The 15,773-nt window shown below is 59.1% G+C and carries 14 protein-coding genes and 3 tRNA genes; 8 read left to right on the top strand and 9 right to left on the bottom strand.

Going from position 1 to position 15,773, the window contains the following annotated elements:
• The first annotated feature begins 40 nt into the window (after positions 1–40).
• From pal to B4056_RS04550, 5 genes are all read left to right on the top strand, one after another.
• On the top strand, positions 41–568 hold the full coding sequence (gene pal / locus B4056_RS04530) for a peptidoglycan-associated lipoprotein Pal (protein WP_039383250.1): 528 nt from the start codon (positions 41–43) through the stop codon (positions 566–568).
• Positions 569–577: 9 nt separating this feature from the next.
• Entirely contained in the window at positions 578–1,366 is a 789-nt protein-coding gene (gene cpoB / locus B4056_RS04535) for a cell division protein CpoB (protein WP_071668993.1), read from the top strand.
• A gap of 166 nt (positions 1,367–1,532) precedes the next feature.
• A tRNA-Lys gene (locus tag B4056_RS04540) sits at positions 1,533–1,608 on the top strand.
• Positions 1,609–1,658: 50 nt separating this feature from the next.
• Positions 1,659–1,734: transfer RNA gene (locus B4056_RS04545), tRNA-Lys, on the top strand.
• A 32-nt stretch (positions 1,735–1,766) separates the two neighbouring features.
• Positions 1,767–1,842 (top strand) — tRNA-Lys (locus tag B4056_RS04550).
• 348 nt (positions 1,843–2,190) lie between these two features.
• Here B4056_RS04550 and B4056_RS04555 read toward each other — a convergent pair.
• On the bottom strand, positions 2,191–3,672 hold the full coding sequence (locus B4056_RS04555; protein WP_288653942.1) for an AlkA N-terminal domain-containing protein: 1,482 nt from the start codon (positions 3,670–3,672) through the stop codon (positions 2,191–2,193).
• A 159-nt stretch (positions 3,673–3,831) separates the two neighbouring features.
• Here B4056_RS04555 and B4056_RS04560 point away from each other — a divergent pair, with 159 nt between their 5' ends.
• Together B4056_RS04560 and pnuC are read left to right on the top strand one after the other, a co-directional pair.
• Entirely contained in the window at positions 3,832–4,335 is a 504-nt protein-coding gene (locus B4056_RS04560; protein ID WP_039383258.1) for a methylated-DNA--[protein]-cysteine S-methyltransferase, read from the top strand.
• A 155-nt stretch (positions 4,336–4,490) separates the two neighbouring features.
• Positions 4,491–5,210, top strand: a complete 720-nt coding sequence (gene pnuC / locus B4056_RS04565) for a nicotinamide riboside transporter PnuC (RefSeq protein ID WP_071668994.1) — start codon at positions 4,491–4,493, stop codon at positions 5,208–5,210.
• On the opposite strand, the gene zitB is transcribed toward pnuC, so the two are convergent.
• The 4 genes from zitB to B4056_RS04585 form a co-directional block, all read right to left on the bottom strand.
• Complete coding sequence (gene zitB, locus B4056_RS04570) at positions 5,207–6,166, bottom strand: CDF family zinc transporter ZitB (protein ID WP_039383263.1); 960 nt, start codon at positions 6,164–6,166, stop codon at positions 5,207–5,209. The genes pnuC and zitB overlap by 4 nt on opposite strands.
• Positions 6,141–9,215: a hybrid sensor histidine kinase/response regulator gene (locus B4056_RS04575; protein ID WP_288653944.1), complete on the bottom strand. Its 3,075-nt coding sequence runs from the start codon at positions 9,213–9,215 to the stop codon at positions 6,141–6,143. The genes zitB and B4056_RS04575 overlap by 26 nt, the downstream gene beginning before the upstream one ends.
• Positions 9,197–9,781 carry a response regulator transcription factor gene (locus B4056_RS04580; protein WP_039383269.1) on the bottom strand — a complete coding sequence of 195 codons (585 nt, stop codon included), beginning with the start codon at positions 9,779–9,781 and terminating at the stop codon, positions 9,197–9,199. The genes B4056_RS04575 and B4056_RS04580 overlap by 19 nt, the downstream gene beginning before the upstream one ends.
• A 105-nt stretch (positions 9,782–9,886) precedes the next feature.
• On the bottom strand, positions 9,887–10,240 hold the full coding sequence (locus tag B4056_RS04585) for a YbgS-like family protein (protein ID WP_082032651.1): 354 nt from the start codon (positions 10,238–10,240) through the stop codon (positions 9,887–9,889).
• A gap of 295 nt (positions 10,241–10,535) precedes the next feature.
• Between B4056_RS04585 and aroG the strand changes: the two genes are divergently transcribed.
• Positions 10,536–11,588, top strand: coding sequence for a 3-deoxy-7-phosphoheptulonate synthase AroG (gene aroG / locus B4056_RS04590; RefSeq protein ID WP_039383273.1), 1,053 nt, complete (start codon positions 10,536–10,538; stop codon positions 11,586–11,588).
• Positions 11,589–11,645: 57 nt separating this feature from the next.
• On the opposite strand, the gene gpmA is transcribed toward aroG, so the two are convergent.
• From gpmA to galT, 4 genes are all read right to left on the bottom strand, one after another.
• Positions 11,646–12,398 (bottom strand): 2,3-diphosphoglycerate-dependent phosphoglycerate mutase, encoded by a 753-nt coding sequence (gene gpmA, locus B4056_RS04595; protein ID WP_039383274.1) that lies wholly within the window; start codon positions 12,396–12,398, stop codon positions 11,646–11,648.
• A gap of 150 nt (positions 12,399–12,548) precedes the next feature.
• Positions 12,549–13,583: a galactose-1-epimerase gene (gene galM, locus B4056_RS04600; RefSeq protein WP_039383276.1), complete on the bottom strand. Its 1,035-nt coding sequence runs from the start codon at positions 13,581–13,583 to the stop codon at positions 12,549–12,551.
• On the bottom strand, positions 13,577–14,725 hold the full coding sequence (gene galK / locus B4056_RS04605) for a galactokinase (RefSeq protein WP_094112180.1): 1,149 nt from the start codon (positions 14,723–14,725) through the stop codon (positions 13,577–13,579). Before galK ends, galM begins: the two co-directional genes overlap by 7 nt.
• A complete protein-coding gene (gene galT, locus B4056_RS04610) occupies positions 14,726–15,769 on the bottom strand; it encodes a galactose-1-phosphate uridylyltransferase (protein WP_288653949.1) in 1,044 nt (347 codons plus the stop codon).
• Positions 15,770–15,773: the final 4 nt, after the last annotated feature.

The following is a 15,773-nucleotide window of genomic DNA, read 5'->3' on the forward strand; positions in this document are numbered from 1 at the left end:
GAGAGTCTATGTATGGCAAACAAAATAATAGGATAAAGAAATGCAACTGAACAAAATGCTGAAGGGTTTAATGCTGGCTCTGCCAGTGATTGCAGTCGCTGCTTGTAGCTCACACAAAAACAACAACAACGATCAGTCCGGTATGGGTGCTGATGGTGCGTACGGTGCGGGCTCTGGCGCTGGCATGAACGGCGGCAACATGTCTTCTGACGAGCAGGCGCGTCTGCAGATGCAGCAGCTGCAGCAGAACAACATCGTTTACTTCGGTCTGGACAAGTATGACGTGCAGTCTGACTATGCTCAGATGCTGGATCAGCACGCAGCTTTCCTGCGCGGCAACCCGTCTTACAAAGTGACTATCGAAGGTCATGCGGATGAGCGTGGCACGCCAGAGTACAACATCGCGCTGGGCGAGCGTCGTGCTAACGCAGTGAAAATGTATCTGCAGGGCAAAGGCGTCTCTGCCGATCAGATGTCTATCGTATCTTACGGTAAAGAGAAACCAGCCGTACTGGGCCATGACGAATCAGCGTATGCTAAAAACCGTCGTGCCGTACTGGTTTACTAAGAGAATCATATGATTAGTAACTTCAGACTATCCCTTGCGGGTCTGTCGTTACTGGTTGGCGTAGCGGCCCCCTGGGCCGCTAATGCCCAGGCGTCAATCAGTAGCGTTGGCTCAGGCTCGGTCGAAGACCGTGTCACCACTCTTGAACGTATCTCCAATGCTCAGGCGCAGCTGCTGCAGCAGTTACAGCAGCAGATGAGCGATAATCAGAGCGACATCGATTCCCTGCGCGGGCAGATCCAGCAGAACAGCTATCAGCTTAACCAGGCGGTTGAGCGTCAGAAGCAGCTTTACCAGCAGCTCGACACGTTAAGCAGCAGCCAGTCCGCTGCACAGAGCGGCGGTAACGCTGATGCTGCCGGTGCCGCAGCGGGAAACGCTGATGCGGGTAGCAGTAATACGGCTGCCGCACCTGCACAAACCGGCGATGCAAATACCGATTACAACGCTGCCGTCGCGCTGATTCTGGAGAAGAAGCAGTACGATCAGGCTATCTCTGCACTGCAGGCATGGGTGAAGAAGTATCCTGACTCTACCTATCAGCCAAATGCCAACTACTGGCTGGGGCAGCTGCATTACAACAAAGGCAAGAAGGATGATGCGGCTTACTATTTTGCCACGGTGGTGAAGAACTATCCCAAATCACCGAAAGCGGCGGAAGCGCTGTTTAAGGTTGGCGTGATCATGCAGGATAAAAAAGACACGGCAAAAGCCAAAGCGGTTTATCAGCAGGTGATCAAGCAGTTCCCGGATAGTGAGTCAGCAAAGCAGGCGCAAAAGCGGCTGGCCGGATTGTAATTTGTACGAAAAAGACCAGATTTCGCCTGATTTCTGGTCTTGCCGCCTGAAAGGTAAGCAGTTGAGCTATCTGCGGGAAAATAAGGGTTGCGCCCTCCCGCTAAATCAGTAATATATGCCGCCGTTGCCGGGACATATGTAAATGCGTATCGGCGACGCTGAAGATGGGTCGTTAGCTCAGTTGGTAGAGCAGTTGACTTTTAATCAATTGGTCGCAGGTTCGAATCCTGCACGACCCACCATCTCAACCACAGGTTCAGGCGGGTTCTTCAGTTAGCTTCACAACCTTGATGGGTCGTTAGCTCAGTTGGTAGAGCAGTTGACTTTTAATCAATTGGTCGCAGGTTCGAATCCTGCACGACCCACCATCAAGTTTAAAGTTGTAAGCCGCTTCCACAGCGGGTCGTTAGCTCAGTTGGTAGAGCAGTTGACTTTTAATCAATTGGTCGCAGGTTCGAATCCTGCACGACCCACCAGATTCAGAAAAAAGCGCCCAACGGGCGCTTTTTTCGTTTTCCGCAGTACGGTAATGCCCCCCCACAGACGCGCATTAATACACCAGGGTCGCATTAATGCGACCCCTACGGGTATGAGGAGCGGTAATGCGTTTGCGTTGACGGAATATGCCCATCCATACGTAGGGGCGCCATTTATGGCGTCCTGGCCGCGTATAAACCCCGATGGTTAATGAACGCGTCAGGGTCGCATTAACACGCCAGGGTCGCATTAATGCGACCCCTACGGGTATGAGGAGCGGTAATGCGTTTGCGTTGACGGAATATGCCCATCTATCCGCAGGGGCGCCATTTATGGCGCCCTGGCCGCTACCGTGCCGGCTTTTTCCGGGAGGCTTTTTCGGGCATCAGGCTTTTCCAGATATGCTGCACGGCATAGCTGCGCCATGGCCGCCAGACCTGCGATAGCTGCTCTGCCTCTCTGGCCGTTACGCCACCGAGATTATTACGGATAGCGATATCCTCTTTCGGGAAAGCATCAGGCCAGCGTAGCGCCCGCATGGCGATATAGCTGGCGGTCCACGGGCCGACCCCCTTCAGCGCCAGCAGCTGCTGCTGTACGGTATCCGGCGGCAGAGATCCGTTAAAGCGCAGCGCGCCGCTGGCGCAGGCGTGGGCCAGTGCGATAATCGCATTTGAACGGGCGCTGACTATGCCGAGCACCGCAATATCATCGACCGTTGCTGCTGCCAGCGTGGCCGCGTCCGGAGAGAGGCGGGAGAGCGCCGGCCAGGGCGTCTCCAGCGGCTCGCCAAAGCGCTCCGTCAGACGGCTGCTGAGCGTTACAGCCGCTTTTACCGTAACCTGCTGGCCGAGAATCGCGCGCACGCTTAACTCAAACGCATCGAACGCGCCGGGCACGCGCAGGCCCGGGTGGCGCGCCAGGCTCTCTGCCAGCAGCGGATCGCGGCCCAGTAGCTCGCTCACCGCCTGCGGCTGAGCATCCAGATCGAACAGATCGCGCAGCCGGCGCAGCAGGGCAGGCAGCACCGGCGTCAGTGTGGTAGTGAACTCAACCTGCAGCGCATGCTTATCGGGCAGGGCGCTGACGCGCACCCAGCCGCGACAGCCGCCCAGCGCGACGGTGCGGTGATAAGCGCCATCGGCCACCCACTCAGCCTGCTTCATGACGTGCGCTTCAAGAAACTCCAGCATCGCCGCCCAGTCATAGGGTGGACGGTAGCTCAGCTGCAGGGTGGCGCTCTGCTGTGGCAGCGCAGCGCCTTCCGGCTGGCTCCGCTTACGCAGCGCGGAAGGCGTCATGTGATAGCGCGCCTGAAACACATCATTAAAGCGGCGCAGGCTGCGAAAGCCGCTGGCGTAAGCGACCTCCGTTACGGGCAGCGCGGTTTCGGTCAGCAGCTGTTTGGCCAGCAGCATACGCCGCGTCTGACGCAGCTCCAGCGGCGAAACGCCCAGCTCCTGCTGAATAACGCGCCGCAGCTGACGTTCACTCAGAAAGAACTCACCGGCAATATCTGCCAGCGAGGTCTGCTCCTCCAGCATGCCCTCTTCAACGCGACGGATCAGACGATCGGCAATGCGGTGATGGTTATCTACCGGCGCAAATCCCGGCGCCAGCTCCGGGCGGCAGCGCAGGCACGGGCGAAAGCGCGCCTTTTCCGCTGCTTCTGCGTTATGAAAAAAGCGGCAGTTTTTCAGCAGCGGTTTGCGCACCGGACAGACAGGACGACAGTAAATACCGGTTGAGGTTACGCCCACGTAGAGCAGCCCGTCAAAGCGACTGTCGCGCGACGTCAGCGCCTGGTAAGCAATTTCAGGATCAAGCATCGTCTTCTCCGGTAAATAAAGGGCATCATGGCGCAGTCCGGGTGCGGAAACACGCTGCTTTCGGACAGCTAATCAGTTTATGTGCCTGTCCGAAAACAGCCAGTTTGCGGCGCGATTAATGCAATAATAGTCGGGAGTCATCCACTGCGGAGATCTGTTATGTACCATACTAAAACCATCGTGACGCCGGTCGGCGAGCTGACGCTGATTGCCAGCGATAAAGGCCTGGCAGCCGTGCTGTGGGAAAATGAAGGATCGCAGCGCGTGCCGCTGACGCCGCTGTCACGTAACGAGTCGCACCCGGTGCTATGCGAGGCGGAGCGTCAGCTGCAGGAGTATTTTGCCGGCACCCGGCAGCGTTTTACCCTGAGCTACGACCCGTCCGGCACGCCGTTCCAGCAAAAGGTATGGGCCGCCCTGCTGACCATCCCATTTGGAGAGACGCGCAGCTACCGGCAGATAGCCGAGCAGATTGGGCATCCCAAAGCCGTACGCGCGGTGGGGGCTGCCAACGGCAAAAACCCGCTCTCTATTATGGCTCCATGCCACCGCGTCATTGGCAGCAACGGCAAACTGACCGGCTTTGCCGGTGGCCTGCCGGTTAAGGCGTTTTTGCTGGAGCTGGAGCGGGCAGGTAAAGAGCCGGGTGCGCCGGTTGTTTAGTATAAAAAACTAAATAGCGATTTATTATGCTTTGTAGTATTTTCGTGGCTTCTGTTGTTAATTACATAAAACACTGATGCGGTAGTGCGCCATTGGATCGGCGGCAGGCGAACCGCTCTTTTACGCACCCTGCATTTCAGGCACAGGAGCCAGTAATGGACATTTTCAGCACGCAAAATATCCTGGTACATATCCCTCTGGGCGCCGGCGGATACGACCTCTCATGGATTGAAGCGTTCGGCACGCTGGCCGGGCTGCTCTGTATCTGGCTGGCAAGCCAGGAAAAAATCAGTAACTACCTGTTTGGTCTGATCAACGTCACGCTGTTTGCGGTGATTTTCTTTCAGATCCAGCTCTACGCCAGCCTGCTGCTGCAGCTCTTTTTCTTTGTCGCCAATCTCTATGGCTGGTACGCATGGAGCCGGCAAACCAGTGACCATGAGCGCGCGTTAAAAATTCGCTGGCTGTCGCTGCCGAAAGCGCTGGCATGGGGCGCCGCCTGCGTTATTGCGATTGCGCTGATGACGCGCTATATCGATGTGGTGTTTGGCTTCCTTACCCGCAGCGCAGTGCAGATCATGCAGGGAATCGGCCTGCAGGTCAGCATGCCGCAGCTGCAGCCTGACGCGTTTCCCTTCTGGGATTCCTGCATGATGGTGCTCTCTGTCGTGGCAATGATTCTGATGACGCGTAAATATGTCGAAAACTGGCTGCTGTGGGTGGTCATCAACGTCATTAGCGTAATGATTTTTGCCCGGCAGGGGGTATATGCGATGTCGCTGGAGTACGCCATTCTCACGCTGATTGCGCTGAACGGCTCGCGTCTGTGGATACAGAGCGCACGCGAGCAGGGCTCACGTGCGCTGGCGGGTTAGTGATGATGATGCGCGTGTCCGTCCAGCACCGCATGATGATCGTCATCAGCGGCGTGTTCTGAACCGAGCGCGCAGTCGGGCAGGCTGCACGCCTGATACTCCATCTGCACCGTGGCATGTTCAATCTGATAGTGCTGATGCAGATAGTGATGAATTTTTCGCAGCAGGCCGTCGTGATCGTACGGCGGCACCACCTGAACATGCAGCGTAAGCACTGGCTTCTCTCCCACCTGCCACAGGTGAATATGGTGAACGTTACGCACCTCATCGATGTTCAGCTTCAGCTCGCGCGCCAGCTTATCAATATTGATATTCACCGGTGCACCCTCCAGCAGCTCATGCAGGCTTTCACGCAGCAGCGCCCAGGCGCTGCGCACCACCAGCACGGAAACCAGCAGTGAAAGAATCGGATCGATGGGCGTCCAGCCGGTAAGCATAACGATAACCGCGGCGGCAATGGCGCCCACCGAACCAAGCAGATCGCCCATGACGTGCAGCGCGGCGGCGCGCACGTTGAGATTTTTCTCGCCGCTGCCGCGATGCAGCAGCCAGAATGAAAGCAGGTTAGCAAACAGCCCGGCGATAGCGATACCGAGCATCAGGCCGCCCTCAATCGGCTGCGGATGAGTAAAACGCCGGATCGCCTCCCAGACAATCAGCACGGTGATCACCAGCAGCGCAATCGCGTTTACAAACGCCGCCAGGGTGGTCAGACGCAGCAGGCCAAAGGTATGCCGCGCATTGGGTTTACGGCGCGCAAACTGCACCGCCAGCAGCGCCATCAGCAGGGCGGCGGCGTCGGTCAGCATATGTCCGGCGTCGGCCAGCAGCGCCAGTGAACCTGAAAGAAGGCCGCCGATCACTTCGGCCAGCATAAACAGTGCCGTGACGCTAAACGCCGCCGCCAGGCGGGTGCGATTAGCATTGTGGTCACCGTGAGAGTGAGAGTGTGCCATAGCGTTCCAGTTGGTTGAGTAGCCTGTTGGTTAATAATATCAGTAAATTGAGCGTGTCAGGATGGAGCTGCTGCTGTTTCGCGGCGTCAATCAGCTGCTGACACGCTCCGGCGGCATCTTCAATGCCCAGCATCAGCCAGCTGCCTTTCAGGCGGTGAGCCGCTTTTTCAATCGCCGCCCAGTCGCGCTGCCCGCTGGCCTGCAGCAGCGCATCGCGATCCTGCGTAACGGCGCGCTGCAGCGTTTCACAGATGCGCGGCAGCCAGCTGGCGTCGTGCTGAGCCAGCTGCTGCAGCGTTGCCGGCAGCTGCGCCAGCGGATCGGACTGCGCCTGCGCCAGCAGCGCGGCCAGCGCCTGCAGCGTAACGGGCTTCACCAGCTGCGCCTCATGCGCCTGCAGAGGCAGGCGCAAGCGCTGCACGTCGGCGGAACAGATCACGCGCAGGGCAGGGTGTGGTCGTTGCCGCTGGCGGCGGCGCAGAATGCGCAGCAGCGTCAGGCCATCGGGATGCGGCATCATCTGATCGATAAACAGCACATCAAACGGCTGCCTGGCATCGGCGAGCAGCAGGGCGCGTCCCGCATCAAAGGTCTCAGCCTGAATGCCAAAAGCAGCCAGCTGCTGCTGCAGCACCAGCAGATTAGCGGGATGATCGTCAACAATCGCCACCCGCAGCTGCGGATAGCGCGGCCAGACCGGATCGTCGCCGGCATCCACAATGTCACAGGGCGTCAGCGGCAGCGTTACGCTGACGCGTGTGCCCTGGCCCGGCGCAGAGCTCAGCTGCAGCGTACCGCCCATTCGCTGTACGATTTCCCGGCAGATAAAGAGCCCCAGACCGCTGCCCTGTACCGCATGACGCCGGCCAGACGGCGCCTGATACCATGGCTCAAACAGGTGTGCCTGTTCGCTGAGCGGAATGCCGCTGCCGCTGTCCGTCACAACAAGCGTAATCTGCTCCTCTGCCGCCAGCGTAAGGCTTATTTCGCCTTCACGGGTGAACTTCAGTGCATTAGCCACCAGGTTATTAATGACCTGCTGCAGGCGATCGCTATCCAGCAGCACGCTGGCGGGCAGCGGCGTCAGGGCCGTTACGCGCAGCTGCGGACCGCCGGGGCGCATCAGCGGATGGTAAAGCTGCCGCTGCTGCTGCAGCCAGCGGGAGAGATTCAGCGGGTGCGGATTCAGGCGGAAACTCTGATTCTCAATCCGCGCATGATCCTGCAAATCGTTCAGCAGCGCCATTAGCGAGCGGGCGCTGCTGTGCATCAGCGCGACCCGTGAGGGCACATGCTGCTGCTGTTCCAGCTCCAGCAGGCCAAGGATCGCCTGCATCGGCGTGCGCAGTTCATGACTGACGGTCGCGAGAAACTGGCTTTTAGCCGCACTGGCGCACTCCGCTTCTGCGCGCTGCCGCCGTTCACGCCGCTGCTGCAGCACGTGACGCAGCTGCAGCAGCAGCAGCCCTGCAATAATCAGCGCCGCTGCAAACAGCAGCAGTTTTGGTATGCTGCGCATCATCATCGTGCTGCCGGGCTGCGGCGGCTGCGCCCAGCTTGCCCGCATCTGGTTCAGCGTTTCTGGCGGTATCTGTTGCAGCGCGCGATCGAGCAGGGCGCGCAGCTGCGGCTGCTGCGGGGTTACCCGGGGCGCCATCGGCCAGGCGATATCGCTGGCGGCAAACGCCAGACGCAGCGCGCTGTCATCGCGGCTGGCCAGCCGCCAGCGTGCTGAGATCACATTATCCACCAGCGCATCAATCTGTCCGCTGCCGAGCGCCTGCCAGAGCCGGGTGCGGTCGTCAAACCACTGTGGCGTAATACCCGGCGGCAGCAGCTGACGGGCCAGATCGCCGCGCAGTACGCCAAGACGTTTGCCCTGCAGCGAGGACCAGTCGGCAGGCGCAAGCGGCATCCGGCTGTAAACGCCCCAGATAGCACGCCATACCGGAAGCGTGGTGGAGGCCGCATCGGGCGTATCCAGAGGCTCCAGCAGCGTAAGCATCACCGCCTGCTGTGCCAGCAGCGCCTGCGCCTGCTGCGGGTTAGCGACCCAGCGCGGCGTGAAGCGGATGCCGGTGCTCTGGCCCAGCGCATTAAGCAGGTCAATACCAAAGCCGCGCGCGTTACCGCTGGCGTCCCGGTAGCTCCAGGGGGCATTATCTGGCGCGGCGGCGTAGGTGACAACGGGATGCGCCGCCAGCCACTGCTGCTCTGCCGGGCTGAGCATCAGCGTCTGCGTATCCTGATAGCGCGGCAGCGGCGGGCTCCAGCGCTGAGCAACCTGCCGGCTGAACTCCGCCGGCAGCAGGCGAAGCTGCGCATCGATCCATGTTGTCAGCGCCGGATCGCGGGCGATCGTGCGCAGCGTCAGTACCGCATCCGGATCGGCGGTGATCTGGTAGATCTCTCCCTGCTGCAGCTGGCTGAGCAGAAAGCCGGCGCTGGCTTCATCGGCGACCAGATAATCACTCTGCTGATTGAGCAGGGCGTAGAGCGCCTGTAAGTTGCCGGCCAGCGGATGCCAGCGGTGGCGCGCTGCCAGCTCCGGCGGCAGCTGCGTCAGCGTGCTGCCGGCAATCGTCAGCTGAGCGTTATCGCTGTTAAACATTACCGCGCGCTGATTTGCACGGTTGCGGTAAATACGGAGCGGCGTGCTGAACCAGCTGGCGCTGAGCGAGGCGCCGGCAGGCAGCGGTGCGCTTTCAGTCGTCAAAACCAGGTCCACCTCACCGCGCTTCAGCGCCTGCAGCTGCGCGCTCCGGTCAGGGTAGCCCTGCAGCTGAAACCGTACGCCGCTCTGCTGGCTGAGGGCGCTGAGATAGTCAGCATCAATGCCCCACAGGCGATCGCCGATGCGCATCGACCAGGGCGCGCTATTTTGCACCGGCACCGCCACGCGCAGCTGCGTGGCGGGCGGTGGCGCAGCGTGAGGCACCGGCATAACCGCAGGCAGCATGACGCTGCTGGCGGGCAGCAGTTCAGCGCGTGCGCCGGCTACCAGCAGCAAGCAGAGCAGCCAGAGCCGCTTCACTGCTGCGCTTTCCACAGTTCAGCCAGCTCAACCACCGAGGTCACGCCGGTCTTGGCCATGATATTTTTTTTATGCGTGCTGACGGTTTTATTGCTGATATGCAGCTGCTCACCAATCTGCAGGTTAGAGAGGCCGCGCACCAGCAGCGCTACAATCTGCTGCTCTTTCTCCGTCAGCGGCAGGTCCAGGCGCTCCGGCAGCGGCGGAAAGGCCTGCTGTCCCCCCAGCACTGCAAGGATGGCGCTGAGCAGCTGAGCCATGCTCTGGCTTTTCACCACATAGCCTGCCGCCCCCAGCGAAGCGGCGCTCAGTAAGGTGTGGCGGCTCTGCTGTGCAGAGTAGATCAGCACCGGGCGCTGTGCATCGCGGGCGCGCAGGCGGCGCAGCAGCTCTAAGCCATCACAATCCGGCAGGCCGATATCAAGAATAATGACGTCAATATTATGCTGCTGCAGGCAGGCGCGTGCCTGAGATTCATCAGCGGCGGCATAGAGCTGCAGAGGAATAGGGGCGTGCTGGCAGGCAGCCTGAAGTGCGACTTCAACCAGCGGGTGATCGTCAATAAGCAGTAGGGTAGCCATGTCACCGTTCCTGTGAATTTCATGGCGGTTAGCATAGCGGAAAAGCGGGGCCGGCAAAAATAAAGGGCGAGCCTGCGCTCGCCCTGATTACCGCAGAGACATCTCTTACTGAGTTGTGCCGTCGGTTTTGGTATTCACGTTGTCGCTACCCGATTTGGTTTCGACTTTTTTGTTCATGTCCGGGCAGCGGCCATCTTTGCACATGGTGTTTTTGTGCACCTCTTTGGCAGACATATCGCCTGACTCAGTGCCTGACATTGCTGCGCCGTTGGTATTGGTGTTGCCGGTGTTGATATCGCTATTATCAACATTGTGCGGAGGCAGATTCTGTTTTGCGCCGCCCGCTGCCGCACCCGCTTCAGCTGATGCGTTGGCCTGTCCATTGTTGTTTGCAGCCATCGCTGCACCGCTACCCAGAGTCATTGCTGCCGTCAGAAAAACAATTGCAAACTTATTCATCATTATGCTCCTGTAATAAATGGATAGTTGCCGTTTGACACCCACGGGTGCTGTGTGACGAAAAAAGCGGGCCGTAACGAAATTAAATTTCGTCAGGAGTGTTCGGCGTAAAAATATATAGTGTAAGCGACTCGTTCCTCAGTGCTTACGTTTAAAAGCTTAGTCTATGGCTCTATAAATGCAAATGAGACAAAAGCATTTTCATAACGCTCTTAATTTACTCATGCCGGCTGAAGGGATAGATTGAAGGGGTTACGTCCGGCGCACGCAGGGCGAAAATCTGAATGGAATAAGTATGGATTACCAGAACGACGATTTACGCATTAAAGAGATCAAAGAGTTACTTCCCCCGGTAGCGCTGCTGGAGAAATATCCGGCAACGGAGCGCGCGGCGGCGACCGTATCGCAGGCGCGTCAGGCCATTCACCGCATTTTGCATGGCGAGGACGATCGCCTGCTGGTGGTGATCGGTCCCTGCTCAATCCACGACACGGCAGCGGCGAAAGAGTACGCTGCACGCCTGCTGACGCTGCGCGATGAGCTGAGCGGCGAGCTGGAAGTGGTGATGCGCGTCTATTTTGAAAAGCCGCGCACCACGGTGGGCTGGAAAGGGCTGATTAACGATCCCCACATGGATGGCAGCTTTCAGATTAATGAAGGACTGCGTCTGGCGCGTAAGCTGCTGGTGGATATCAACGACACCGGTCTGCCGGCTGCCGGCGAGTTTCTGGATATGATCACGCCGCAATATATGGCCGATCTGATGAGCTGGGGCGCCATCGGTGCACGCACCACCGAATCGCAGGTGCATCGCGAACTCTCTTCCGGTCTCTCCTGTCCGGTAGGGTTCAAAAATGGCACCGACGGTACGATCAAAGTCGCTATTGACGCCATTGGCGCGGCCAGCGCGCCGCACTGCTTCCTGTCAGTAACCAAATATGGGCACTCGGCTATCGTTGAGACGCGCGGCAATGAAGATTGCCACATCATCCTGCGCGGCGGCAGAGAGCCAAACTACAGCGCTGAGCACGTTGCGGCAGTGAAGAGCGGGCTGGAAAAAGCGGGCCTGCGTCCGCAGGTGATGATCGATTTCAGCCATGCCAACAGCAGCAAGCAGTTCCAGCGGCAGATGGTTGTGGCGGAAGATGTGGCACAGCAGATTGCCGGCGGCGAGCAGGCGATTACCGGCGTGATGATTGAGAGCCATCTGGTGGAAGGCAATCAGAGCCTGGAGAGCGGGAAGCCGCTGGTATACGGCCAGAGCGTAACCGATGCCTGCATTGGCTGGGAAGATACGGAAACAGCGCTGCGTCAGCTGGCGCAGGCGATCCGTACCCGTCGCGGCTGAGCGTGACGCATAAAAAAGGCCAGACAAACGTCTGGCCTTCAGGTTTACTGCGGAGGTTTACTTCGCTTTACCCTGGTTTGCCACGGCCGCGGCTTTCGCTGCGATCTCATCGGCATCACCCAGATAGTAGTGTTTGATTGGCTTGAAGTTTTCATCGAACTCATACACCAGCGGCACGCCGGTCGGGATGTTCAGTTCGAGGATCTCATCTTCGCTCATGTTATCGAGATATTTTACCAGCGCGCGCAGCGAGTTACCGTGTGCGGCAATGATAACTTTCTCACCGCTTTTAATGCGCGGCAGAATGGTTTCGTTCCAGTAAGGGATAACGCGGTCGATGGTCAGCGCCAGGCTCTCGGTGGTAGGCAGCTGCGCCTCGGTCAGTGATTTGTAACGCGCATCGTGGCCGGGGAAACGCTCATCGCTGCGATCCAGCTCTGGCGGAGTAATGGCAAAACCACGACGCCACTGCTTAACCTGGTCATCACCATATTTAGCCGCGGTTTCTGCTTTATCCAGCCCCTGCAGCGCACCGTAGTGACGCTCATTCAGACGCCAGGTTTTCTCTACCGGCAGCCAGGCCTGATCCAGTTCATCCAGCACGTTCCACAGGGTGTGGATGGCACGTTTCAGCACGGAGGTATAGGCGAAATCGAACACGAAGCCCTCTTTCTTCAGCAGCTGACCCGCCGCTTTCGCTTCGGTACGACCTTTGTCAGAGAGATCCACATCATACCATCCGGTGAAGCGGTTTTCCTGATTCCACTGGCTTTCGCCGTGACGGACCAGAACCAGCTTAGTTACGGCCATAGCTTTACTCCTTAATGCTTAAGTAGATTAGTAATGAACCCGGCTGCGGCCGCCTGAAGCGGCGGCACACTGATAGCGCCATACCATAACGGAAAACGGCGCACGGCGTAAGTCTGTCGCATACGCAGTGCGCGTTTTTCAGCCGTCGTCTCAGTGTGCCGTAAAGCGATACCGCGTCTCTGAGCGCCAGATGTCACCGGGTTGCAGCCAGCAATCGGGCTGCGGCCACTCGCTATGGTTAGGCGAATCGGGTAAAAATTCACTCTCCAGCGCAATGCCCTGGAAAGCAGTATAGCTCTCCTGCTCGCGGGCGCGCGTTCCCGCCAGGTAGTTGCCGGTATAGAACTGCAGCGCAGGTGCCGTGGTAAACACGCTGAGCTGCAGCGCGCCGTCAGCGGACCAGAGTCCGGCGGCACACTGCGTGATGTCACCTGCCGCGTTCAGTAAAAACGCGTGATCGTAGCCTTTGACCGCCTGCTGATCGGCATCAGCCAGAAACTCGTCCGCCACGCGCTTAGGCTGGCGGAAGTCGAAGCTGGTCGCCGCAACGGCTTTCAGCGGCGCAGCGGGGATGCCCGCGCTGTCTACCGGCAGGTAACGATCTGCCTGCAGTTGTAACCGATGCTGGCGGGCGTCGCCATGATGCGCATCAAGGTTAAAGTAGGCGTGGTTAGTCAGGTTAACCGGGCAGGCGCGATCGGTCTCCGCCTGATAGCGGATCGCCAGCGTATTATCCTCCGTCAGTTCATAGGTCACGGAGGCGATAAGATTACCCGGATAGCCCTGATCGCCATCCGGCGAGTCGAGCCGATAGTGCACGCTGCTGTCGCTCTGGCTGACAATCTGCCAGCGGCGTTTGTCAAACCCTTCCGGCCCGCCGTGCAGCTGATGCGGCCCCTGATTGGCAGCCAGCTTCAGATTAAGCGTCTTTAGCTCAGCCTGCGCGATGCGATTGGCGTAGCGGCCAATCGTGGCGCCGAGATAGGCGTCCTGATGCAGATAATCTGACGGCGTAGCGCAGCCCAGCAGCGCTTCACGCACGCTGCCATCCCGCATCGGCACGCGCGCCGAAAGCCAGGTGGCACCCCAGTCCATAAAGGTGGCCACCATGCCGTGACGGTTGCGCAGAACCGTGATGCGCCACGGCTGTCCGTCTGGCGCATGGGAGTTGACGTCGCTTACCATTGACCCGCTCCCTCTGAGGCCTTGCAGACGTAGAAGGTTTCTTTGATACCGGTCTGCGCTTCATATTTTTCCGCCACGGCCGCTCTGACCTGATCTACCCGCTCTGCCGGCATCAGCGCCACGATGCAGCCGCCAAAGCCGCCGCCGGTCATGCGCACGCCGCCGTGCGGACCCACTTCCTGTTTAACAATCGCCACCAGCTGATCGATTGCCGGCACGGTGATCTCAAAATCGTCGCGCATAGAGGCGTGTGAAGCCGCCATCAGCTCGCCCATGCGTTCAAGATCGCCCTGACTCAGCGCGTCGGCCGCTTCCAGCGTCCGGGCGTTTTCGGTAATAACATGACGCACGCGCTTCGCCACCAGCTTATCCAGCTCATGCTCGCGTGCTTCAAACTCCTCCAGCGTGACGTCGCGCAGCGCCGGTTTGTTAAAGAAGCGCGCGCCGGTCTCACACTGCTCGCGGCGGGTATTATATTCACTGCCTACCAGCGAGCGGCGGAAATTGCTGTTGATAATAACCACGGCGACGTTGTCCGGCATCGGCACCGCACGGGTCGCCAGGGTGCGGCAGTCGAGCAGCATGGCGTGATCCTGTTTGCCGAGTGCTGAAATCAGCTGATCCATAATGCCGCAGTTACAGCCAACAAACTGGTTCTCCGCCTCCTGGCCGTTGACCGCAATCGCCGCGCCATCGAGATCCAGCTGCCAGAGTTCACGGAATACCGTGCCGACGGCCACTTCCAGTGACGCAGAGGAGCTGAGGCCGGCGCCCTGCGGCACGTTGCCGCTGATCACCATATCCACGCCGCCGGTGCCGGCGTCACGCTGCTGCAGGTGTTTCACCACGCCGCGCACATAGTTGGCCCACATCGGCTCTTTTACCGGTTCGATCGGCGCATCCAGCGAGAAGCTATCCTGCTGGTTGTCATAATCCATGGCGATCACCCGGACCTGGCGATCGTCGCGGCGTGCGCAGGCGATTACCGTCTGATAATCGATAGCGCACGGCAGCACAAAGCCGTCGTTGTAATCGGTGTGTTCACCAATCAGATTGACGCGGCCCGGCGCCTGAATGGTATGGGTGGCAGCATAACCAAAGGTGTCAGCGAACAGCTGCCGGGTAGTCGATTTCAAAGACATTTATTGCGCCTCACGAAAATGGATATCGCTGACAGAGCGCAGACGTTCTGCTGCCTGCTCCGCCGTTAAATCACGTTGGGTTTCAGCCAGCATCTCATAGCCGACCATAAATTTACGCACCGTTGCCGAGCGCAGCAGCGGTGGATAGAAGTGCGCATGCAGCTGCCAGTGATCGCCGGCCTCTTCGGTAAACGGCGCGCCGTGCCAGCCCATCGAATAGGGGAATGAGCACTGGAACAGATTGTCATAGCGGCTGGTCAGCAGCTTAAGCGCGCGCGCCAGGTCGCTGCTCTGCTCTGCGCTGAGTTCGGTCAGGCGTTTTACGTGCGTTTTTGGCAGCAGCAGGGTTTCAAACGGCCAGGCGGCCCACCACGGTACCACGGCGATCCAGTGTGCCGTCTCCACGACGGTACGGCTGCCGTCCTGCTGCTCGCGTGCCGCGTAATCCAGCAGCAGCGGCATGCCTTTTTCGGCATAGTAACGGCGCTGGTTATCATCCTCTTTCTGCGCTTCATTAGGCAGAAAGCTGTTAGCCCAGATCTGACCGTGCGGATGCGGATTGGAGCAGCCCATGGCCGCGCCTTTGTTCTCAAACACCTGCACCCACGGATAGTGCTGCCCCAGCTCAGCGCTCTGCTGCTGCCAGGTCGCAACAATGGCTTCGAGGTTGCTCAGCGACAGCTCCGGCAGCGTTTTGCTGTGATCGGGCGAAAAGCAGATCACCCGGCTGGTGCCGCGGGCGCTTTCACAGCGCATCAGCAGGTCGTCGCTCTGCGGCGCATCCGGGGTCTCCTCCATCAGCGCAGCAAAGTCGTTAGTGAAGACATAGGTGTTGGTGTAATCAGGGTTTTTATCACCGGTGATACGGGTATTGCCCGCGCACAGAAAGCAGTCGGAATCGTGCGCCGGCAGCGTCTCACGCGCTGGCGTCTCCTGCGCGCCCTGCCACGGGCGTTTCGCCCGGTGCGGTGACACCAGGACCCACTGATCGGTTAACGGGTTATAGCGGCGATGCGGATGATCCACCGGATTAAATTTTTGCATAACT

This window comes from Pantoea sp. UBA7232 (assembly GCF_002473195.1).
Lineage (GTDB): Bacteria > Pseudomonadota > Gammaproteobacteria > Enterobacterales > Enterobacteriaceae > Pantoea > Pantoea eucrina.